The organism is Streptomyces sp. Je 1-369, from assembly GCF_026810505.1.
Taxonomy (GTDB): Bacteria; Actinomycetota; Actinomycetes; order Streptomycetales; family Streptomycetaceae; genus Streptomyces.
The window spans coordinates 4,450,984-4,472,080 of the sequence record NZ_CP101750.1; the positions used below are offsets into that span (position 1 = coordinate 4,450,984).

The window sequence follows — 21,097 nt, forward strand, 5'->3', positions numbered from 1 at the left end:
CTCTCTCCTTGTTGCTTGTCGAGGGTCCCCGGGCATTCCGCCCGGGGACCCTCCTCGTATGTGAGGCTGTGATCCATGGCTGTCGTCGGTGACCTGCGGATACTGCTGCGACTGCGGGACTTCCGACGGCTGCTGGCCGTACGGCTTGTCTCCCAGGGCGCGGACGGCGTCTACCAGGTCGCGCTCGCCACGTACGTCGTGTTCTCCCCCGAGAAGCAGGCCTCGCCCGGAGCGATCGCCTCCGCCATGGCCGTGCTGCTCCTCCCGTACTCCCTGGTCGGCCCCTTCGCGGGCGTCCTCCTGGACCGCTGGCCGCGCCGACAGGTCTTCCTGTACGGCAACCTCCTGCGGGCCGCCCTGGCGTCCCTGACCGCCGTACTGATGCTGAGCGACGTGCCCGACTGGCTTTTCTACGCTTCCGCCCTCTGCGTCACGGCCGTCAACCGCTTCGTCCTCGCGGGACTCTCGGCCGCGCTGCCCCGGGTGGTCGATGCCGACCGTCTGGTTCTCGCGAACTCCCTCTCGCCGACCGCGGGCACGCTCGCCGCGACGCTGGGCGGCGGTCTCGCCTTCGTGATCCGCCTGGCGGCCTCGGACTCGGACGCGGCCGTGGTCCTCTGTGGCGCCGCCCTGTACCTGTGCGCGGCGCTCGCCTCGCTCCGTATGGCACGCGAACTGCTCGGCCCCGACCCTGACCTGGTGCAGCCCCGGCTCGCGACCGCGCTCGCCGGCACGGCACGCGGCCTGAGAGCAGGGGTGCACCACCTCACGCAACGCCCCGCGGCCGCTCGCGCGCTGGCCGCGATGACGGTCCTGCGGTTCTGCTACGGCGCGCTGACCGTCATGGTCCTGATGCTGTGCCGGTACGCCTGGACGTCGACGGAAGCCGACGGGCTCGCGCTGCTCGGCCTGGCCGTGGGCATCTCCGGCGCGGGGTTCTTCGTGGCGGCCGTGGTCACGCCTGCGGCGGTGGGACGCCTTGGCCCGGGTGGCTGGATCGTCACCTGCGCGGCAACGGCGGCGCTCCTCGAACCCGCACTCGGCCTCCCCTTCGAACCAGCCCCTCTCCTCGTCGCTGCCTTCCTCCTCGGCCTGACGACCCAGGGCGCGAAGATCGCCACGGACACGGTGGTGCAGTCCTCGGTGGACGACGGCTTCCGCGGACGCGTCTTCTCGATCTACGACGTGCTCTTCAACGTCGCATTCGTGGGCGCGGCAGCGGTAGCGGCCCTCATGCTGCCCCCGGACGGCCAATCGGTTCCGCTGGTCCTGGTGGTGGCTCTGCTCTACGCGGCGGTTGCTGGGGGTATGGCCCGTTTCGGCGCGCAATAAGTGTCACATCAGTGACACAGAGCCCCTCTGGGCTACAGAGATGTCGGTGGACCCGGATAACTTACGGGCGTCGTATTCGCGCCATCGCGCTCTCGTTCGAGGGGGACCCCCAAAGTGACCACTCCGCCGCCCCAGGGCCAGACTCCGTACCCGCCCCAGGGCCAGAACCCCTATGGCCAGCCCCAGGGCGGCGTCGCTCCGTACGGTCAGGCCCCCCCGGCCCCGTACCCGCCGCAGCAGGGCCAGCCGGGCGGCCCGACGGCCCCGTACCCGGCCTTCAACCAGGGCGGACCCGTGCCCCCGCCGCCCGCTCCCCGTGGCGGCCGCGGCAAGAAACTGCTCCTGCGCATCGGCGGCTTCATCCTGGTCGCGATCCTCATAGGCGTCGGCAAGCACTACATGACCAAGAGCGACGCCGAGTCCACCAGCGTCGGCAGCTGCATGCACAACAAGGGCACGCAGATCCGGCCAGAACTGGAAGAAGTCGACTGCGGCTCGAGCGACTCCGAGTTCAAGGTCGTCGAGAAGTTCGACGGCACGAGCGACAGCTCCAAGTGCGAGACGGTCAAGACGTCCGAGGTCGCCTATTACCAGTCGGGCAAGGGCCACAACGTCGTGCTCTGCCTGAAGAAGGCGTAGCAGGAACAATCGAGGGGCGTTGTTTCACGGTTTCACGTGAAACAACGCCCCTCGGCGTATCTCGGAGAGCGGGTGTTTCACGTGAAACATCCGCCCGCCCGACTCAACTCTGCGCGGCCCACCACTCCTTGAGCGCTGCGACCGCCGCCTCCCGCTCCATCGGACCGTTCTCGAGGCGCAGCTCCAACAGGAACTTGTAGGCCTGACCGATCACCGGGCCCGGCCTCACGTCCAGGACCTTCATGATGTCGTTGCCGTCGAGATCGGGGCGGATCGAGTCCAGCTCTTCCTGCTCCTGGAGACGGGCAATGCGCTCCTCCAGGCCGTCGTACGCGCTCGACAGGGCATTGGCCTTGCGCTTGTTGCGGGTAGTGCAGTCGGAGCGGGTCAGCTTGTGCAGGCGCTCCAGGAGGGGACCCGCGTCGCGTACGTAGCGGCGTACGGCCGAGTCCGTCCACTCTCCCGTGCCGTAACCGTGGAAGCGCAGGTGGAGCTCGACCAGGCGCGAGACGTCCTTCACTAGCTCGTTGGAGTACTTGAGCGCCGTCATGCGCTTCTTGACCATCTTGGCGCCGACCACCTCGTGGTGGTGGAAGGAGACCCGGCCGTCGTCCTCGAAGCGCCGCGTCTTCGGCTTGCCGATGTCGTGCAGCAGCGCCGCGAGCCGCAGCGTCAGATCGGGGCCGTCCGTCTCCAGGGCCATCGCCTGCTCGAGGACGATCAGCGAGTGGTCGTACACGTCCTTGTGGCGGTGGTGCTCGTCCCGCTCCAGGCGCAGGGCCGGGAGCTCGGGGAGAACCCGCTCGGCGAGGCCCGTGTCGACGAGAAGCGCGAGGCCCTTGCGCGGATGTGCGGAAAGGAGCAATTTGTTCAGTTCGTCCCGCACGCGCTCCGCGGAGACGATGTCGATGCGTTCGGCCATCGCCTTCATCGCGGCGATGACGTCGGGAGCCACCTCGAAGTCCAGCTGCGCGGCGAACCGCGCGGCCCTCATCATCCGCAGCGGATCGTCGGAGAAGGACTCCTCGGGGGTGCCAGGGGTGCGCAGCACACGGTCCGCGAGGTCGTCCAGCCCGCCGTGGGGGTCCACGAACTCCTTCTCGGGAAGCGCCACGGCCATCGCGTTCACGGTGAAGTCACGGCGCACGAGGTCTTCCTCGATGGAGTCGCCGTAGGACACCTCGGGCTTGCGCGAGGTCCTGTCGTACGCCTCCGAGCGGTACGTGGTCACCTCGATCTGATAGCCGTCCTTCTGGCTGCCGACCGTGCCGAAGGCGATCCCGACCTCCCACACCGCGTCGGCCCACGGCCGGACGATCTTCAGTACGTCCTCGGGGCGGGCATCGGTCGTGAAGTCCAGGTCATTGCCGAGCCGGCCCAGCAGGGCGTCCCTGACCGAGCCGCCGACCAGGGCGAGGGAGAACCCGGCCTCCTGGAAACGGCGGGCGAGGTCGTCCGCGACAGGGGACACACGCAGCAGTTCACTGACCGCGCGGCGCTGCACCTGGCTCAGGGCGTTGGGGTTGTCTTCATTGGCGTTCGGCACAACAGAAAAGGGTACGTGCCCCGCGCGCCCGCGGCCGACCCGATTACCGCCCGACCCCATCGGGCCGTACAACCGCTCTTCGGCACGTCTTGCGATCACGTGGAGCAGTCCGCGGCACTTCGCCACAGCGCGCATCGTTACCATGCGTGGACGCACAACCGACGACCACTGACGACGAGGGACGGGCGAACGCGTGGCCGAGGCGGCAGACTTTCCGGGGACGAGCCCCACACCTGCCCGCCGGTGGCTGCGGCGCACCGCAGCACTGCTGGTGGGTACCCCTTTGCTGGCCGGACTGCTGCAGGCACCGGTGGGCCCCGTGGCGCATGCCACAGGAGGCGGCGCGAAGGCGGAAGCCGCGACGTCGCGCGTAAAGGCCGCCCCCACCGGGTCCCGCACCGTCGACGTCTCCCTCGACGCGCTCACCCCCACCGCCCCCGGTGAGGGCGACACGCTCACCGTCTCGGGCACGGTCACCAACAACAGCAAGCAGACGGTGACAGGCGCGCAGGTCGGGCTCCGCGTCGGCTCGCCCCTCGGCAGCCGCAGCGAGATCGACAGCGCCGCGAAGCGCACGGGCTTCCAGCCGGGCGTCGACGGCACGGAGGTCGGCGGGAAGTACGTCGAGAAGATCGCCAAGCTCACACCCGGTGTGCGCCAGGACTTCAGCATCTCCGTACCGGTGAAGGCGCTGTCCCTCGGCACCGGCGGCGTCTACCAGCTGGGTGTCGCCCTCACCGGCCAGAGCGCCGCCCAGCCCTACCCCCAGGTGCTCGGCATCGAGCGGACCTTCCTGCCCTGGCAGCCCGACGCCGCCGACACCAAGACGAAGACCACGTACCTGTGGCCGCTCACCACCGCCACGCACCTCACGGCGAAGACCGGCTCGGACGAACTGCAGACGCCCGTCTTCAAGAACGACGACCTCGCCGACGAGCTGGCCCCGGGGGGACGTCTGGAACAGCTGCTGTCCCTCGGCAGCCGTCTGGACGTCACCTGGGTCGTCGATCCGGACCTGCTCGCCTCGGTCGAGGCGATGACGAAGAACTACCGGGTCGAGAACCCCGACGGGAAGACCACCAGGGCGGGCAAGCAGCAGTCGGTCGCCAGCGAGTGGCTGAACGACCTCCAGGCCGCCGTCAAGGGCAAGAAGGTCGTCGCGCTCCCCTTCGCCGACCCCGACCTCGCCTCACTCGCCCACACCGGCAAGGCGGTCAGCGGCTCCCTCGGTCACCTCAAGGAAGCCACCGACGCGGGCTACAAGGCGGTCACCACGATCCTCCAGGTGAAGCCCAGCACCGACTTCGCCTGGCCCGCCGACGGAGCCATCGACCCGTCGGTCGTCGACGTCGCCACGTCCGCCGGCGCGCACACGGTGATCGCCCGCAGCGACAGCCTGCGCGAGACCAACGGCCTGCAGTACTCGCCGTCCGCGGCCCGGCCCATCGGCGGCGGTACCACCGCGGTGGTGGCCGACGCACGCCTGTCCACGGCCTTCCAGGGCGACATGACCGGGGCGGAGAACTCCACGCTCGCCGTCCAGGAGTTCCTCGCCCAGAGCCTGATGATCAACCTGCAGGACCCCGACAGGCAGCGGAACATCGTCGTCGCTCCGCAGCGCATGCCCACGGTCAGCCAGGCGCAGGCCATGGAGAAGGCGCTCGGCTCTCTCGAGGGCGGAAAGTGGTCGCAGTCCCAGGACCTGACGGCCGCCGCGAAGGCCAAGCCGGACCCACAGGCCACCACCCAGGTGCCTTCGGCCGCCGCCTACCCGGCCGCACTGCGCAAGCAGGAGCTGCCTCGCACGGCCTTCGAGAAGATCCAGAACACCAAGAACTCGCTCGAACGCTTCCAGGTGATCCTCACCGCGAAGGACCGTGTGGTCACCCCCTTCGGGCGGGCCATAGACCGTGAGATGTCGACGTCCTGGCGCGGCCACCCGGCGAAGGGGAATTCCTATCGGCAGAGCGTATGGGCGTATCTCCAGGAGCTCACCAAGCAGGTATCGCTGGTTCAGCGGTCCGACGCGAAGCTCTCCGGCCGCAGCGCGACCATCCCGGTGTCGGTGCAGAACAACCTGGTGCAGGGCGTCGATCACCTGGTCCTGCGCCTGTCCTCCAAGAACCCCACCCGTCTGAAGATCGGCGACGGGCAGTTCGAGGAGAAGCAGATCAAGATCGCGGGCGGCCACTCCCAGTCCGTCAAGTTCACCACCACGGCCAACGCCAACGGCCCCGTCTCGGTGTATGCGCAGCTCTACACCGAGGACGGAGAGCCCTATGGCGAGGCCGTGCGCTTTGACGTCAACGTCACCGAGGTCACCCTCACCGTGATGCTGGTCATCGCCGGTGGACTCCTGCTGCTCGTGCTCGCAGGCTTCCGGATGTACACACAGCGCAAGCGCGCGGCTCGCAAGCGCGCCCAGGAGGGCCCGGACGAGGGTCCGGCACAGGGCTCGCAGGACGGTCCGGACCACGGTCCCGAGGGCGAATCCGGGGGCGACCCCAGGACGGACGACCCCGAGCACCCGAGTGACCCGACACCGGACACCGCTCCGGAAAGCACCGACCCGTCGGACACGGGTGAGAGAGTGGACCGTTGAGCGATGTCGTGGCCGGTGGGCCCGGGGACGATGAGGTGGGGTAACCATGAACGCGCCGTACGACGGTGACCGTGGCCAGGGTTCGGGCGGCTCCGCCTCGCCCGGAGGCCCGCCGCCCGGCTCCCCCGAGCACGGGCAGGTACCCCCGCAGCCCGCGCCGGACATCTACCTTCAGGACGCCTACGACCAGGATCCCTACCGGGCGCAGGACCTCTCCGCCCAGGACCCGGTGTCCGAAGCGCTCTACGACCGTGCGGCGCACCCCCCGCCGCCGCCCGGCACCTATCAGCAGCAGCCTCCGCTCTACGCCCAGCCGCCCTCCCCGCAGCACGCCCCGGACCCGCGTGTGTGGGCGCAGACCCCGGCTCCCGAGCCGGAGGGCCCGACCCGCCACCTCCCGTACGGTGACGACGCCCGCACGACGCAGTTCGTGGGCGTCGACGACCTGGTCACCCAGGCCGGCGAGGAGCACCACGAGCCGGACGCGTTCGCTCACCTCTACCGCGACCAGCAGCCGGGCGGATACCGCGGCCAGCAAGCCGCCTATCAGCAGGGCGAGTACCAGCAGGACGAGTACCAGCAGGCTGGCTATCAGCAGGCCGGCTACCAGCAGGGTGGGTATCCCCAGGGCGCGTACCAGCAGGACGGCTACCCCCAGAACGACGGCTACGCGCAGGGGCACGGCAACGGCTACCCCCAGGGCAACGGCTATCCCCAAGGCAATGGATACCCCCAGGGCGCCGCTTACCCGCAGGGCAACGAGTACCAGCAGCCCGTCAACGGCGGGTACCCGCCGGCCGACCAGCCGATCGTCCCGAACCCCGCGGGCGCCCCGGCAGCCGCACCCGTGACCGCCCCCGCACCCGCGGCCGCACCGGCGCCCGCCGCCAAGTCCGGCGGGCGCGCGTCGAGCCTCCTGAAGTCGAGCGCGCTCATGGCGGCGGGGACGATCGTCTCCCGCCTCACCGGCTTCCTGCGCACCCTGGTCATGGCCGCCGCGATCGGCGTCGGCACGCTCAACGACTCGTACCAGGTCGCCAACGTCCTCCCGACGATGATCTACGTCCTCGTCGGCGGCGGCGCCCTGAACGCGGTGTTCATCCCACAGCTCGTAAGGGCGATGAAGAACGACGAGGACGAGGGCGAGGGCTACGCCAACCGCCTGCTGACCCTCGTGATGGTCCTGCTCGGGGCCGTCACCGTCATCTGTGTGATCGCGGCGCCCCTGCTCATCCGCATGATGTCGCCGACCATCGCCGCCAACCCCGCGAAGATGGACGTCGCCGTCACCTTCGCCCGGTACTGCATCCCCACGATGTTCTTCATGGGCCTGCACGTCGTGCTCGGGCAGGTCCTCAACGCCCGCGGCCGCTTCGGCGCGATGATGTGGACCCCGGTCCTCAACAACGTCGTGGTCATCGCGACGTTCGGCGCCTTCATCTGGGCCTTCGGCAGCTTCACCGATTCCGACGTCAACGCGGGCAGCATCACGCCCGACGGAGTGCGGCTCCTCGGCCTCGGCACCCTGCTCGGCCTGACCGTGCAGGCGCTCTCCATGCTGCCCTACCTGCGCGAGGCGGGCTTCAAGCTGCGGCTCCGGTTCGACTGGCGCGGACAGGGCCTCGGCAAGGCCGCGGGCCTCGCCAAGTGGACGTTCTTCTTCGTCCTCGCCAACCAGCTCGGCATGATCGTCGTGACCCAGCTGGCCACCAGCGCGGGCGCGACGGCCGAGGATCACGGCTATTCGGGAACCGGCATCACCGCGTTCAACTACGCGCTGCTGCTGTGGCAGATGCCGCAGGCCATCATCACGGTCTCCGTGATGACCGCGGTCCTGCCCCGCATCTCCCGCTCCGCGGTCGACGACGACGCCGCCGCCGTCCGGGACGACATCTCGTACGGTCTGCGGACCTCCGCCGTGGCGATCGTGCCGTGCGCCTTCGCCTTCCTCGCCCTCGGCGTCCCGATGGCCACGCTGCTGTACGCGGGCTCCGGCTCGGGCGCGCAGAACATCGGCTACATCCTCATGGCGTTCGGGCTCGGCCTGATTCCGTACTCGGTCCAGTACGTCGTCCTGCGCGGCTTCTACGCCTACGAGGACACGCGCACGCCGTTCTACAACACCGTAATCGTGGCGGCCGTCAACGCGGGGGGCTCGGCCCTGTGCTTCTTCGTCCTGCCCGCCAGGTGGGCCGTGGTCGGCATGGCCGCCTCCTACGGCCTCGCCTACACGGTGGGCGTCGGTGTCGCCTGGCGGCGGCTGCGCCGGCGTCTGGGCGGCGATCTGGACGGCGCCCAGGTGGCGCGTACGTACACTCGGCTGTTCGGCGCCTCGGTCCCTGCGGCGATCGTCGGCGGCGGCGTCGCATTCGCTGTCCTGAGGGTGATGGGCACCGGGGCGTTCAGCTCCTTCGTGGCGCTGGTCGTCGGTGGCATCGCACTTCTCGGTGTCTTCTTCGTGGCCGCCCGAAAGATGCGGATTGCGGAGCTCAACTCCATGGTCGGCATGGTCCGCGGCCGTCTCGGTCGGTGAGATGAGCGGGCCCGCACAACCATCGTCGGCCACCGTGTGTCGTGCATAGCGCCGGACTGTGGGCACAATTGGCTTTGGCGTCCGACGAAGCGCAATGGATGGGGAGGCAGGAACGACGGTGGCGGAACGGAGCACGGCTGCCGTCGACGTGGCAGACAACAGCGGCGACGAGCCGCTGACCGCAAAGGCGGAACAGGCCACGGCCGACGGGGTGGCCCAGACCCGGGAGCGGGACACGGCAGCAGAAGAAGAGGCGGCGGAGACCGACAAGTCGCAGAGCCGCGGGGCTTCCTCACCCCCAGAACTGCACAGTGGCCACAAGCTCGCCAGACGCTACCGGCTCGAGGAGTGCGTCACCCGTCTGGACGGTTTCAGCAGCTGGCGTGCGGTCGACGAGAAGCTTCGCCGTGCCGTCGGCGTGCATCTCCTGCCCGCCGACCACCCGCGGGCCCGCTCGGTCCTGGCGGCGGCGCGTTCCTCGGCACTGCTCGGCGACCCGCGCTTCGTGCAGGTCCTGGACGCCGTCGAGGAGAACGACCTCGTCTACGTGGTCCACGAGTGGCTGCCGGACGCCACGGAGCTCACCGCGCTCCTCGCCGCGGGACCACTTGAGGCCCACGACGCCTACCAGCTGGTCAGTCAGGTCTCCCAGGCCATGGCCGCGGCGCACCGTGAGGGCCTGGCGCACCTGCGCCTGACCCCGGGCGCCGTGCTGCGCACGTCCACGGGTCAGTACCGCATCCGCGGTCTCGCGGTGAACGCCGCGCTGCGCGGCATCAGCTCCGAGACGCCCCAACGCACGGACACGGAAGCGATCGGCGCTCTCCTGTACGCCTCGCTCACCCAGCGCTGGCCGTACGAGGACGATGCGTACGGCCTCTCCGGCCTCCCCAAGGACGTCGGCCTCATCGCCCCCGACCAGGTCCGCGCGGGCGTCCACCGCGGCCTCTCAGAGCTCGCCATGCGCGCGCTCGTCAACGACGGCGCGACCGCTTCCCGTCAGGACCCTCCGTGCACGACGCCGGAGGAACTGGTGAAGGCGATCGGCGAGATGCCCCGCATCCGCCCGCCGGAGCCGGTGTTCACCGCGCCCCCCGAATACCAGCGCACCACGTACCAGCAGGGCACGTACGGCCGTCCCGCAGCACATCCCGGAGCGACCCAGCCCGTACCCACCCCGCCGCCCCCGCTGCAGAGCCGCACCGGCAGGGCGCTGAAGTGGGGTGTCTCCGCGCTGCTCATCGCCGCGCTTGGCCTCGGCAGCTGGCAGCTGGCGGACGCCCTGATGGACCGGGAGAACTCCGGAGACTCCGGTACGTCGCACACCAACGACGGTGGGGACAAGGGCCAGCCGAAGCCGGCGAAGCCCCTCCAGATCGAGAACAGTCAGGAACTCGTCGTCGGGGGGAAGACCCAGGACCCGTCGAACGCCAGCCGCACGCACGACAAGGACGCGTCTACGCTCTGGCGCACGAAGACGTTCAAGGAAGGCCCGCGGCTCGCCCCGTACAAGGCCGGCGTCGGTATCGTCTACGACCTCGGCTCGGAGCAGGACGTCTCCGAGGCGTCGGTGGCCCTTCGCTACGGCGGCGACCGCACCAAGATCTCGTTGTACGCCGCGGACTCGCTGACGCCGTCGGCGAACGTCGAATCCATGAAGGAGATCGGCACCGCCACCACGACGAGCCAGACCTTGAAGCTCAAGGCCAAGAAGCCGGTGAAGTCGCGGTACGTACTCCTCTGGATGACCGAGGTGCCGGAGTCCCCTGTCGACGGGTACTACGGCGCGGGGTACAAGCAAGCCATCACGGACGTGAAGCTCAAGGGCTGAGGGATCGGCCCGCCACGGCTCACTGGGGGAGGGGGTTCGACGATGGACAGCACCGCACACGGTGACATGAGCGATCAGGACCTCCTCGCCGCTCATGTCGCCGGCGACACCGACGCCTTCGGCGAGCTGGTGCGGCGCCATCGCGACCGGCTGTGGGCCGTCGCACTGCGCACCCTCGGGGACCGCGAGGAGGCGGCTGATGCGGTGCAGGACGCCCTGGTGTCCGCCTATCGCGCGGCCCACACGTTCCGCGGGCAGTCGGCCGTGACGACGTGGCTGCACCGGATCACCGTGAACGCCTGCCTCGACCGGGCGCGCAAGGCTGCCTCCCGCAAGACCTCCCCCATCGACGACGCCGAGCGCCTTGAGCAACTCCTGGAGCCGGAGGAATCGGCTGCCGCTCCCGTCGAGCGCGGCGACCTCCACCGGGAGCTGGTGGAGGCTCTGGGCACCCTCCCGCACGATCAGCGCGCCGCCCTCGTCCTCGTCGACATGCAGGGCTATCCGGTGGCCGAGGCCGCCCGCGTCCTTGAGGTGCCCACCGGCACGGTGAAGAGCCGCTGCGCCCGCGGCAGAGCCAGACTCCTGCCGCTGCTCACGCATCTCCGCACGAATCCGCCTCCGGGCGACGGGAACGGCGGCGACGGAAGCGAAGAGGGAAGCGGGAAAGCCCGCTCAGGAAGGAACCGGACGCAGGGGACATCCGTCCCACCGGCAGCAGGGCCACGGGATACAGGACCAAGTGATTCAGCTGCCGTGAAGGGCGGAGGTGGGCGAGCGTGACGGATACGACCGACTCGGCCGGGCACCCGGACGTCGCTGAGATCTCGGATCTGACCGAGGGCCTGCTCTCCCCGTCGCGCACGAGCGACGTGCGAAGGCACTTGGACGGCTGTGAGCTCTGTGCCGACGTCCACGCCTCCCTGGAGGAGATCCGCGGCCTCCTCGGCACGCTGCCTGGGCCACCCCGCATGCCGGACGACGTCGCCGGGCGTATTGACGCGGCGCTGGCGGCCGAAGCGCTGCTCGCCTCCACCACGTCCGAAGGCCTTGTCGCGGAGGATGAGGCGTCCGAGCCGGTGTCCGTCGCCTCGTCTTCACCGGCGTCTTCGTCCGTCACGTCTTCCTCCCCCGCTTCTTCCTCGCCCGCCGCAGCGCGTGTTTCACGTGAAACAACGTCGTCCCCGGTCTCCTCCTCCGGGGGTGCCGATCGGCCCGCGGGCCATGCCCGTGCCTCCACCGGCCCGGGCCGTGGCAGCCGTCTGCGCGGCACACGTCGGCGTACGGCGGTGCTCGGCGCCGTCTTCACCGCGGCCGCGATCGGTCTCGGCTCCCTGCTGATCCAGACCATGGGTGACGATTCCGGCGGGACGACAGGAACGGCCTCCGAGCGGCAGAACTCAGCGAACAGCTCGTTCTCCGGACAGAAGCTCGATGGCCGCGTCGCCGATCTCCTCAAGAAGAACGGCCCCGACAGGACCGGCGGGAAGTCGGACGCCTCGACTCCGTCCTTCGACACCCGCTCCAGCCCGGAATCCCCCGAGAAGAACTCGCCGAAGACCGCGGTCCAGGTACAGGTGCCGGAGTGCATTCAGCGCGGCATCGGCGACAGGACTCCGCTCGCCGCCGAAGAGGGTTCGTACGACGGCAAGCGCGCCTACCTCGTCGTGGTGCCCCATGACTCGGACAGCACCAAGGTGTCCGCGTACGTCGTCGACGCGGCCTGTGTGGGCAAGTCCTCGCCGCCCGCCGGCAAGGTCCTCATGACGCACGCGTACCCGCAGAGCTGACGACCCGGTCTCTTTCGGGCTCTTTCCCCGGTCTGTTTCCAGCGGCTTCCGTGTGCGCGGACACAGGCGGGAATGCACGCCCCGTAGGATCCGTTGGGTGGGGTGAGAGCCATGAGACAGGCACCCACCAGCAGTACGCAGCAGTCCCCAGAGACGAGGAATCAAGCCGTGACCGACGTCCGTAACGTGATCATCATCGGCTCCGGGCCCGCCGGCTACACGGCGGCGCTCTACACCGCGCGCGCGTCGCTGAAGCCGCTGGTGTTCGAGGGCGCCGTCACCGCCGGCGGTGCGCTGATGAACACCACCGAGGTGGAGAACTTCCCCGGCTTCCAGGACGGTGTCATGGGCCCCGACCTCATGGACAACATGCGCGCCCAGGCCGAGCGCTTCGGCGCCGAGCTCGTGCCGGACGACATCGTCGCCGTGGACCTCACCGGTGAGATCAAGACCGTGACGGACACCGTGGGCACCGTGCACCGCGCGAAGACCGTCATCGTCACGACCGGTTCCCAGCACCGCAAGCTCGGCCTGCCGAACGAGGACGCCCTCTCCGGCCGCGGTGTCTCCTGGTGCGCCACGTGCGACGGCTTCTTCTTCAAGGACCAGGACATCGCCGTGATCGGCGGCGGTGACACCGCGATGGAGGAGGCCACCTTCCTCTCGCGCTTCGCCAAGTCCGTCACCATCGTGCACCGCCGCGACACCCTGCGCGCCTCCAAGGCGATGCAGGAGCGTGCCTTCGCCGACCCGAAGATCAAGTTCGTCTGGGACAGCGAGATCGCCGAGATCAAGGGCGAGCAGAAGCTTTCCGGTCTGACGCTGCGCAACCTCAAGACGGGCGAGACGTCCGAGCTGCCGGTGACGGGCCTGTTCATCGCGATCGGCCACGACCCGCGTACCGAGCTCTTCAAGGGCCAGCTGACGCTCGACGACGAGGGCTACCTGAAGGTCGACGCGCCCTCGACCCGGACGAACGTGCCCGGTGTCTTCGGCGCCGGCGACGTCGTCGACCACACGTACCGTCAGGCGATCACGGCGGCCGGCACCGGCTGCTCCGCCGCTCTCGACGCCGAGCGCTTCCTCGCTGCCCTCGTGGACAGCGAGACCGCGGCCGTCGCCGTCTGACACCTCTTCCCCCACCGCACCATCGAGTAAAAGGAGCCTCCCGTGGCCGACCTGCAGAACGTGACCGACGCCTCCTTCGAGGAGGTCGTCCTCAAGAGCGACAAGCCCGTACTGGTGGACTTCTGGGCTGCCTGGTGCGGCCCGTGCCGCCAGATCGCCCCCTCCCTCGAGGCGATCGCCAAGGAGCACGGCGACAAGATCCAGGTCGTGAAGCTCAACATCGACGAGAACCCGGGCACCGCCGCCAAGTACGGCGTCATGTCGATCCCGACCCTGAACGTCTACCAGCGTGGCGAGGTCGCCAAGACCATCGTCGGTGCCAAGCCGAAGGCTGCCATCGTGAAGGACCTGGAGGACTTCATCACCGAGTAGTCAGTGGGCGATGTTTCACGTGAAACACGAATGGACCAGTCCCTCCCGGGGTCTGGTCCATTCGCCGTTCAGACGCCTGCTTTTCGGCTCACAATGGTCGGAGCGCCGGTTCCTTCTGTACCGCTCCCAGCAGCCGGTCGAGCGCCAGCTCGACGTCTTCCTTCCACGAGAGCGTCGTACGGAGTTCCAGGCGCAGCCGTGGGTAGGAGGGGTGGGGCCGGACCGTCTTGAAGCCCACCGAGAGGAGATGCTCGGCGGGCAGCACACACGCGGGCTTCTCCCACCGTGCATCTCCGAAGGCTTCGATCGCCTTGAAGCCCCTGCGCAGCAGATCCTTGGCGACCGTCTGGACGATGACCCGCCCCAGCCCCTGCCCCTGGTAGCCCGGCATGATCCAGGCTGTCATCAGTTGGACGGCATCCGGCGACACGGGGCTCGTAGGGAAGGCCGTGGAGCGCGGAACGTACGCCGGAGGGGCGTAGAGCACGAAGCCCACCGCTACGTCGTCGACGTAGACGACCCGGCCGCAGGACCCCCACTCCAGCAGGACGGCGGAGATCCACGCCTCCTTCTCCAGCTCGGGCGTTCCGGCTTTTACCGCGGCCTGGCCGCTGACCGGGTCCAGCTCCCAGAAGACGCAGCTCCGGCACCGCTGGGGGAGGTCCGGGAGGTTGTCCAGTGTGAGCGGTACGAGCCGACGCCCCATGTAGGCGGTTCCTCACTTCCGTCGGCCGCCGCGCTGCGGGCGGCTGTCAGCGCACTGCGTTCCCTGAGCAGGCTGCCGACGAAGCCGCCGACCGCTCCCAGCCCGAGGCCCGCGGTCATCAGTCCGGTGCGGCTCATCGTTCGCATGGCCCCTGCCTCCCCAATGAGGTGCCGTCAGGTGGATGCGCCATACCCGAACGCATCGTATCCACGATGAGATCGCATCGATAGCGTAGAAAAGCAAAGAGCGGGCCGTGTTCCGGACAGACCGGACACGACCCGCTCTCGCGGTGCTGACCTGTGCGAATCAGGCTTTGCCGTCCTCGGAACCGTCGTTCTCCGCGGTGTCTTCGGCAAGCCCGTTCTTCAGGACCGGTCCCTCGCCCGGAGCCAGCGTGCTGAGGATGCGCTCCAGGTCTTCCAGAGAGGCGAAGTCGACGACGATCTTCCCCTTTTTCTGGCCCAGGTCCACCCTGACGCGGGTCTCGAACCGGTCGGAGAGCCGAGTGGCAAGGGTGCTGAGAGCGGGTGAGACCCGGGTGCCGGCACGCGGCCCCTTGGCCTTGGGGGCGCTCTGCGGCCGTGAGCCCATGAGGGTCACGATCTCCTCGACAGCACGCACCGAAAGGCCTTCGGCGACGATCCGGTGGGCCAGCCGATCCTGCTCCTCCGAGTCCTCGACGGAGAGCAGCGCCCGGGCGTGCCCCGCGGAGAGAACTCCGGCGGCGACCCTGCGCTGCACGGACGGCGAGAGCTTCAGCAGTCGCAGGGTGTTGGAGACCTGCGGGCGGGACCGGCCGATGCGGTCAGCCAACTGGTCGTGCGTGCAGTTGAAGTCCTTGAGCAACTGGTCGTAGGCCGCGGCCTCTTCCAGCGGATTCAGCTGAGCACGGTGCAGGTTCTCGAGAAGGGCGTCCAGGAGGAGCTTCTCGTCCTCCGTGGCCCGCACGATGGCGGGGATACGCTCAAGGCCCGCCTCACGGCACGCCCGCCAGCGCCGCTCGCCCATGATGAGCTCGTAGCGCGAGGGACCCACCTGCCGCACCACGACCGGCTGGAGGAGCCCGACCTCCTTGATGGAGGTCACCAACTCCGTGAGGGCATCCTCGTCGAACACCACACGAGGCTGCTGCGGGTTCGGCGTGATGACGTCGAGCGGCAGCTCGGCGAAGTGCGCGCCGGTCACGGTCTGGCTCTCGGGTGACTCCGCGACGTGCTGCGGCGGCTCCGCCGTTTCATGTGAAACAGGGCTCTGCGGAAGCGACGCCACCTTCGCGGCGGCCACGCCTCGCTCGGCGGTCAGTACCGGGACCGCCGAGGGAGAGGTCGAGCCCCCTCCCATGCTCTGCGGGACCTGCTTCTCCGTCGGGGCAGCAGGGATCAAGGCACCGAGGCCTCGCCCCAGCCCTCTGCGTCGGTCGCTCACTGCATCCCCTCCGTCATGCTGTGCTGGTCGTTCTGAGCGCCCATGTGGGCGTGCTGGACGTCGTAGTGGACCCCGACCCCTCGCAGCGCGATCTCACGTGCCGCTTCGAAATAGGAGAGGGCGCCACTCGACCCCGGGTCGTAGGTGAGGACCGTCTGTCCGTAACTCGGGGCTTCGGAGATGCGGACCGACCTCGGAATGCTCGTCCTCAGGACTTCCTTGCCGAAGTGGTTGCGCACCTCGTCCGCGACCTGCGAGGCGAGCCGGGTCCTGCCGTCGTACATGGTGAGCAGGATCGTCGACACGTGCAGGTTCGGATTGAGGTGCCCTCGCACCAGATCGACGTTGCGCAGGAGCTGTCCGAGGCCTTCCAGTGCGTAGTACTCGCACTGGATGGGGATCAGCACCTCCGCACCGGCCACCAACGCGTTGACCGTCAGGAGGCCCAGGGACGGCGGGCAGTCGATGAGGATGTAGTCCAGCGGCTGCTCGTACGCCTGGATGGCTCGCTGCAGTCGGCTCTCCCGTGCCACGAGTGACACGAGCTCGATCTCCGCACCGGCGAGATCGATGGTGGCCGGGGCGCAGAAGAGCCCCTCGACGTCGACCACCGGCTGGACCACGTCGGAGAGCGGCTTGCTCTCGACCAGCACGTCGTAGATGGACGGGACTTCGGCGTGGTGGTCGATACCGAGAGCCGTGGAGGCGTTGCCCTGTGGGTCGAGGTCGATCACCAGGACGCGGGCGCCGTGCAGAGCGAGCGAAGCGGCGAGATTGACGGTCGTCGTCGTCTTGCCCACTCCACCCTTCTGGTTGGCGACCACCATGACGCGGGTCTGCTCGGGGCGCGGCAGACCTTCGCCTGCGCGGCCGAGCGCTTCCACCGCCAGTTGGGCAGCACGACCGATGGGTGTGTCGTCCATCGGGGTCGGTGTTTCACGTGAAACATCCTCCCCCGCCGATTCGGTACGGGGGCCGGGGACCGGATCGGTCATCGGTCCCGCGATGTTGGCGTCGGACCGCAAGGATTCACTCTCCTCGACATCAGGCTCGCAATGAACAGAGCCTCCCATGCTTTGAGGGTCATGAACCAGCGAGGCCCGGTCTTCTGTGGACGAATCCACCTCTGTGGACAACTCCGTGCCCTTATCGAGGGAACCGAGTGGTCGACGGTCGCGGGGTTCGGCAGCGCGGCCGCGGCTGATGATGCCATGCAGCAGTGAGCGACGTTTCACGTGAAACACGATGCACGGCAGCCGGGGTGCCGCTGGTGCGACACCCCGGTATGGGTACGTTTGACAGCTTTTGTGGAGTAAGTCTCGTCGTCAGGACGGATCAGCGGCGGCGTCGCGCGCGTCCGGCTCGAGCGGCCTTGGCACGCTTCGCCGCGAAGCGCACACCGCCGGGGCTCTCCCCGACCTCGACCCGTACGACCGTGGACAGCGGGTCCACCACGCCCTCACCGACATGCAGGACAGACGTGTCCACCGCACCGAGCTTACTCAGAGAGGCGCCCGCCGCCTTCACCTCTTCCTCGGCGGTGTCGCCCTTGAGAAGCAGCATCTCCCCGTACGGACGCAGCAGCGGGACGCCCCAGGCTGCCAGGCGGTCCAGCGGCGCGACGGCGCGCGCGGTCACCACATGGACGGGCGACAGCTTGCCGAGGACTTCCTCAGCGCGCCCCCGCACGACCGTCACGTGGTCCAGGCCGAGCAGCTCCACGACTTCCTGGAGGAAGTTCGTGCGCCGCAGCAGCGGCTCCAGAAGCGTGATCTTCAGGTCGGGGCGGACCAGAGCCAGCGGAATACCCGGCAGCCCCGCACCGGAACCGACATCGCACACCGTGACGCCCTCGGGCACGACCTCGGACAGCACGGCGCAGTTCAGCAGATGCCGCTCCCACAGCCGCGGCACTTCGCGAGGGCCGATCAAGCCTCGCTGGACTCCCGCGTCGGCCAGCAGTTCCGCGTACCGGACCGCGTCCGAGAAGCGATCACCGAATACCGTCCGGGCCTCTTCCGGCGCCGGGGGGAGCTCCGCTGCCTCCGTCACGGGGACCGTCCTTCCGTACCGCACTGGGGTGGCTGTCTATCAGGCTGACAAAGATCGGCCCCGCCTGCGAACAGACGGGGCCGGTTGACGCTGTGCCGATCAGGCGGGGAGTACGACGACGAAGCGCTGCGGCTCCTCGCCCTCGGACTCGCTGCGCAGACCGGCGGCCTTGACCGCGTCGTGCACGACCTTGCGCTCGAACGGCGTCATCGGCTCGAGCTTGGCGGGCTCACCGCTGCTCTTCACCTCGGCCGCGGCCTTGGCGCCCAGCTCCGAGAGCTCCTCGCGCTTCTGTGCGCGGTAGCCCGCGATGTCCAGCATCAGGCGGCTGCGGTCCCCGGTCTCGCGGTGCACGGCCAGGCGCGTGAGCTCCTGGAGCGCCTCCAGGACCTCGCCGTCACGGCCGACCAGCTTCTGCAGATCGCGGCTGCTGCTGTCGCTGATGATCGAGACGGCGGCCCGGTCGGCCTCGACGTCCATGTCGATGTCGCCGTCGAGGTCGGCGATGTCCAGCAGACCTTCGAGGTAGTCCGCCGCGATCTCCCCCTCCTGCTCAAGGCGGGTCAGGGTGTCGCCGGCCTCAGCTGCGGCGGAGGTGGTGGTGCCTTCCGTCACTGGATGGGCTCCTTCTACTTCTTGGAGGACGGGTGCTTGGGCCGCTGCTGGCCCTTGCGCTGTCCCGACTTTGCTCGGCTGCGCTGACCGGAGCCGGGCTGGTTGCCCTGCTTGTTGCCACCGGCCTGCTTGGTCTTGGGGGAGTCGTCCTTGGGGTCGGCCGCGGTCTTCTCCAGCGAGGGCTTCGCGTCGGAGGGCTCGTCCGCCTCGGTGGCGCCGGCCTCACCGGCTCCGGCCGCACCCTGGACGGTGCCGGACTGACGCTTGGCCTTGCTCTGGCGCTTGGGCTGCTGTCGCTTCGGGCCGCCGCTCGCGGGGGTGCCGTCCTCGGTCTCGGTGAGGACGGAGGACTCGCTCTCCACCACGGTGCCGTCGGCCTGGGCCGCGAGGCCCGACTTGGTCAGACCGTTGATGAACTTCCGCTCGAACTCGTTACGGTCCCGGCCCTTGGCGACGATGGCCTTGATGACGTTCGTGTTGCCACGCCCACGCACCTTCTTGTGCTGGGTGACCTGCTTGTGCAGGCGCTCCAGGAACGCGGCCTGGGCCTTGGAGCCCGGGGTGGGGTTCCGGCGGATGACGAACATCTGCTGGCCCATGGTCCACACGTTGGTGGTCAGCCAGTAGACGAGAACACCGACGGGGAAGTTGATGCCGAAGACGGCGAACATGACCGGGAAGACGTACATCAGCATCTTCTGCTGCTGCATGAACGGCGTCTTGACCGTGGTGTCGACGTTCTTCGTCATCAGCTGGCGCTGCGTGAAGAACTGCGACGCCGACATCAGGACGATCATGACCGCGGTGACGACCCGGACGTCCGTCAGGGTGGCGCCGAGGGAGGCGACCTTGTCGGCACCGTCGGTGAACTTCGCGGCCAGCGGGGCACCGACGATGTGCGCCTTACGCGCGCTCTCCAGGAGCTGATCGTCGATGACCCCGATCGTCTTGCCCGTCGCGATGCCGTTGAGCACGTGGTACAGGGCGAAGAAGAACGGCGACTGCGCCAGGATGGGAAGGCACGAGGAGAGCGGGTTGGTACCCGACTCCTTGTACAGCTTCATCATCTCTTCGGACTGGCGCTGCTTGTCGCTCTTGTAGCGCTCCTGGATCTTCTTCATCTCGGGCTGCAGCGTCTGCATCGCCCGAGTGGCCTTGATCTGCTTCACGAAGAGCGGGATCAGGCAGATCCGGATCAGGATCACCAGGGACACGATGGACAGGCCCCAGGCCCAGCCCGTGTCAGGACCGAAGATCTTCCCGTACACCGAGTGGAACTGAACGATGACCCACGAAACTGGTGTCGTGATAAAGCTGAAGAGACTGGCAATCGTGTCCACTAATCAGGCTCCTTGAGCATGGGACGGGGTCTCGGTCTCGGCGGCCGGGCCCGGGGGAAGATCCCCGGTCGGCTCGCTTGCGGCGGAGGTCCCGCCCTTGCGTTCGCGCCAGGAAGCGCGCAGCATCTCGTGCCACCGCGGACGCTTGCGCGGCGGAACATGGTCGACACCACCGAGCGACCACGGATTGCACCGCAGGATGCGCCAGGCCGTGAGCGCCGTTCCCTTGATCGCACCGTGCCGGTCGATGGCCAGGTAGCCGTAGCGGGAACACGACGGGTAGTACTTGCACACCGGGCCCAGGAGCGGACTGATCGTCCACTGGTACAGCTTGATCAGAGCCAGCAGCGGGTACTTCATCGCGCGCCCCCTCCCAGCAGCCGCTGCAGGGCGGCATCCAGGTCTCGGGCCAGCTGTGCATGGTCGGCGTCGCCCGCTCCGGGCAGCGCTCGTACTACTACCAGGCTACCGGGGGGCACCAGGGCCAGCCGGTCGCGCATGAGGTGACGGAGTCTGCGCTTCACGGTGTTGCGTATGACGGCTCCACCCACGGCCTTGCTGACGACGAAACCCGCACGTGTCGGGGGAGAGCTCTCCCCCGACACGTGCGGGTCCGTTGCGCCGCTACGTAGATGGACGACGAGAAGCGGGCGTCCGGCCCGGCGTCCTCGGCGTACCGCGGTCGCGAAGTCTTCGCGCCGCCTCAGCCGATGCTCGGTAGGCAGCACGACGTCATGACCTGACTGAGATCAGGCGGACAGGCTGGCGCGACCCTTGCCACGACGGTTCGCGAGAATCGCGCGGCCGGCACGGGTGCGCATCCGCAGGCGGAAGCCGTGGGTCTTGGCGCGACGACGGTTGTTCGGCTGGAAGGTGCGCTTGCTCACTCGGGGGCTCCAGAAATGATTCGTTGGTGGCGGGACATCGCCTGGCTGTCACCGTGCGCCCACGAGAAGCTCGCGAATACGCACCGAGTGCACCGCTTCACAATCACAGATCGTGATCTTTGCCCATCGGAGGCAGGCGGCAGCAGCCATCGACAACTCGACCTGGTCACGGTACGCGGGGCTACGCCATCCGGTCAAACCGGCCGCGATGGAGAGACACTGTGCACAGCCTGTGGACAACAACTTGAACCGCACCCGTCGCCCTGACTACCGTGACGGAACTCCGATTCGTTCCCTTC

General features: G+C 68.7%; 19 protein-coding genes. 9 read left to right on the forward strand and 10 right to left on the reverse strand.

Translation table 11 applies throughout. The features are described 5' to 3' along the window. The first annotated feature begins 75 nt into the window (after positions 1-75). Positions 76-1,332, forward strand: coding sequence for an MFS transporter (locus tag NOO62_RS20285; RefSeq protein ID WP_268772305.1), 1,257 nt, complete (start codon positions 76-78; stop codon positions 1,330-1,332). Between the two features lie 114 nt (positions 1,333-1,446). Further along, the gene (locus NOO62_RS20290; RefSeq protein WP_268772306.1) at positions 1,447-1,971 is read left to right on the forward strand and encodes a hypothetical protein; all 525 of its coding nucleotides are present in this window, start codon (positions 1,447-1,449) and stop codon (positions 1,969-1,971) included. A gap of 103 nt (positions 1,972-2,074) precedes the next feature. On the opposite strand, the gene NOO62_RS20295 is transcribed toward NOO62_RS20290, so the two are convergent. Then, on the reverse strand, positions 2,075-3,517 hold the full coding sequence (locus NOO62_RS20295; protein ID WP_268772307.1) for a CCA tRNA nucleotidyltransferase: 1,443 nt from the start codon (positions 3,515-3,517) through the stop codon (positions 2,075-2,077). 193 nt (positions 3,518-3,710) lie between these two features. Between NOO62_RS20295 and NOO62_RS20300 the strand changes: the two genes are divergently transcribed. From NOO62_RS20300 to trxA, 7 genes are all read left to right on the forward strand, one after another. Continuing rightward, positions 3,711-6,119 carry a DUF6049 family protein gene (locus tag NOO62_RS20300; protein WP_268772308.1) on the forward strand — a complete coding sequence of 803 codons (2,409 nt, stop codon included), beginning with the start codon at positions 3,711-3,713 and terminating at the stop codon, positions 6,117-6,119. 46 nt (positions 6,120-6,165) lie between these two features. Further along, positions 6,166-8,652, forward strand: a complete 2,487-nt coding sequence (gene murJ / locus NOO62_RS20305; RefSeq protein ID WP_268772309.1) for a murein biosynthesis integral membrane protein MurJ — start codon at positions 6,166-6,168, stop codon at positions 8,650-8,652. Positions 8,653-8,770: 118 nt separating this feature from the next. After that, a complete protein-coding gene (locus NOO62_RS20310; protein ID WP_268772310.1) occupies positions 8,771-10,483 on the forward strand; it encodes a protein kinase family protein in 1,713 nt (570 codons plus the stop codon). A 42-nt stretch (positions 10,484-10,525) separates the two neighbouring features. Beyond that, complete coding sequence (gene sigM / locus NOO62_RS20315) at positions 10,526-11,266, forward strand: RNA polymerase sigma factor SigM (protein WP_268772311.1); 741 nt, start codon at positions 10,526-10,528, stop codon at positions 11,264-11,266. Next, positions 11,263-12,273: an anti-sigma factor family protein gene (locus NOO62_RS20320; RefSeq protein WP_268772312.1), complete on the forward strand. Its 1,011-nt coding sequence runs from the start codon at positions 11,263-11,265 to the stop codon at positions 12,271-12,273. Before sigM ends, NOO62_RS20320 begins: the two co-directional genes overlap by 4 nt. Positions 12,274-12,441: 168 nt before the next feature. Next, a complete protein-coding gene (gene trxB, locus NOO62_RS20325) occupies positions 12,442-13,401 on the forward strand; it encodes a thioredoxin-disulfide reductase (RefSeq protein WP_268772313.1) in 960 nt (319 codons plus the stop codon). Positions 13,402-13,443: 42 nt separating this feature from the next. After that, positions 13,444-13,773 carry a thioredoxin gene (gene trxA / locus NOO62_RS20330; RefSeq protein WP_268772314.1) on the forward strand — a complete coding sequence of 110 codons (330 nt, stop codon included), beginning with the start codon at positions 13,444-13,446 and terminating at the stop codon, positions 13,771-13,773. 88 nt (positions 13,774-13,861) lie between these two features. Here the strand turns inward: trxA and NOO62_RS20335 are convergent, their stop codons facing one another. From NOO62_RS20335 to rpmH, 9 genes are all read right to left on the reverse strand, one after another. Next, positions 13,862-14,479, reverse strand: coding sequence for a GNAT family N-acetyltransferase (locus NOO62_RS20335; RefSeq protein ID WP_268772315.1), 618 nt, complete (start codon positions 14,477-14,479; stop codon positions 13,862-13,864). A gap of 306 nt (positions 14,480-14,785) precedes the next feature. Further along, entirely contained in the window at positions 14,786-15,904 is a 1,119-nt protein-coding gene (locus NOO62_RS20340; RefSeq protein WP_268772316.1) for a ParB/RepB/Spo0J family partition protein, read from the reverse strand. Then, positions 15,901-16,977: a ParA family protein gene (locus tag NOO62_RS20345; protein ID WP_150217423.1), complete on the reverse strand. Its 1,077-nt coding sequence runs from the start codon at positions 16,975-16,977 to the stop codon at positions 15,901-15,903. The genes NOO62_RS20340 and NOO62_RS20345 overlap by 4 nt, the downstream gene beginning before the upstream one ends. 262 nt (positions 16,978-17,239) lie before the next feature. Continuing rightward, the gene (gene rsmG, locus NOO62_RS20350) at positions 17,240-17,956 is read right to left on the reverse strand and encodes a 16S rRNA (guanine(527)-N(7))-methyltransferase RsmG (RefSeq protein ID WP_268772317.1); all 717 of its coding nucleotides are present in this window, start codon (positions 17,954-17,956) and stop codon (positions 17,240-17,242) included. Between the two features lie 99 nt (positions 17,957-18,055). Continuing rightward, positions 18,056-18,571 carry a protein jag gene (locus NOO62_RS20355; RefSeq protein WP_268772318.1) on the reverse strand — a complete coding sequence of 172 codons (516 nt, stop codon included), beginning with the start codon at positions 18,569-18,571 and terminating at the stop codon, positions 18,056-18,058. 14 nt (positions 18,572-18,585) lie between these two features. Continuing rightward, positions 18,586-19,911, reverse strand: coding sequence for a membrane protein insertase YidC (gene yidC / locus NOO62_RS20360; protein WP_268772319.1), 1,326 nt, complete (start codon positions 19,909-19,911; stop codon positions 18,586-18,588). Between the two features lie 3 nt (positions 19,912-19,914). Next, positions 19,915-20,271: a membrane protein insertion efficiency factor YidD gene (yidD, locus tag NOO62_RS20365; RefSeq protein WP_268772320.1), complete on the reverse strand. Its 357-nt coding sequence runs from the start codon at positions 20,269-20,271 to the stop codon at positions 19,915-19,917. Next, positions 20,268-20,639, reverse strand: a complete 372-nt coding sequence (gene rnpA, locus NOO62_RS20370) for a ribonuclease P protein component (RefSeq protein ID WP_268772321.1) — start codon at positions 20,637-20,639, stop codon at positions 20,268-20,270. Before rnpA ends, yidD begins: the two co-directional genes overlap by 4 nt. Positions 20,640-20,660: 21 nt before the next feature. Next, positions 20,661-20,798, reverse strand: a complete 138-nt coding sequence (gene rpmH, locus NOO62_RS20375) for a 50S ribosomal protein L34 (RefSeq protein WP_006381191.1) — start codon at positions 20,796-20,798, stop codon at positions 20,661-20,663. Positions 20,799-21,097 lie beyond the last annotated feature (299 nt).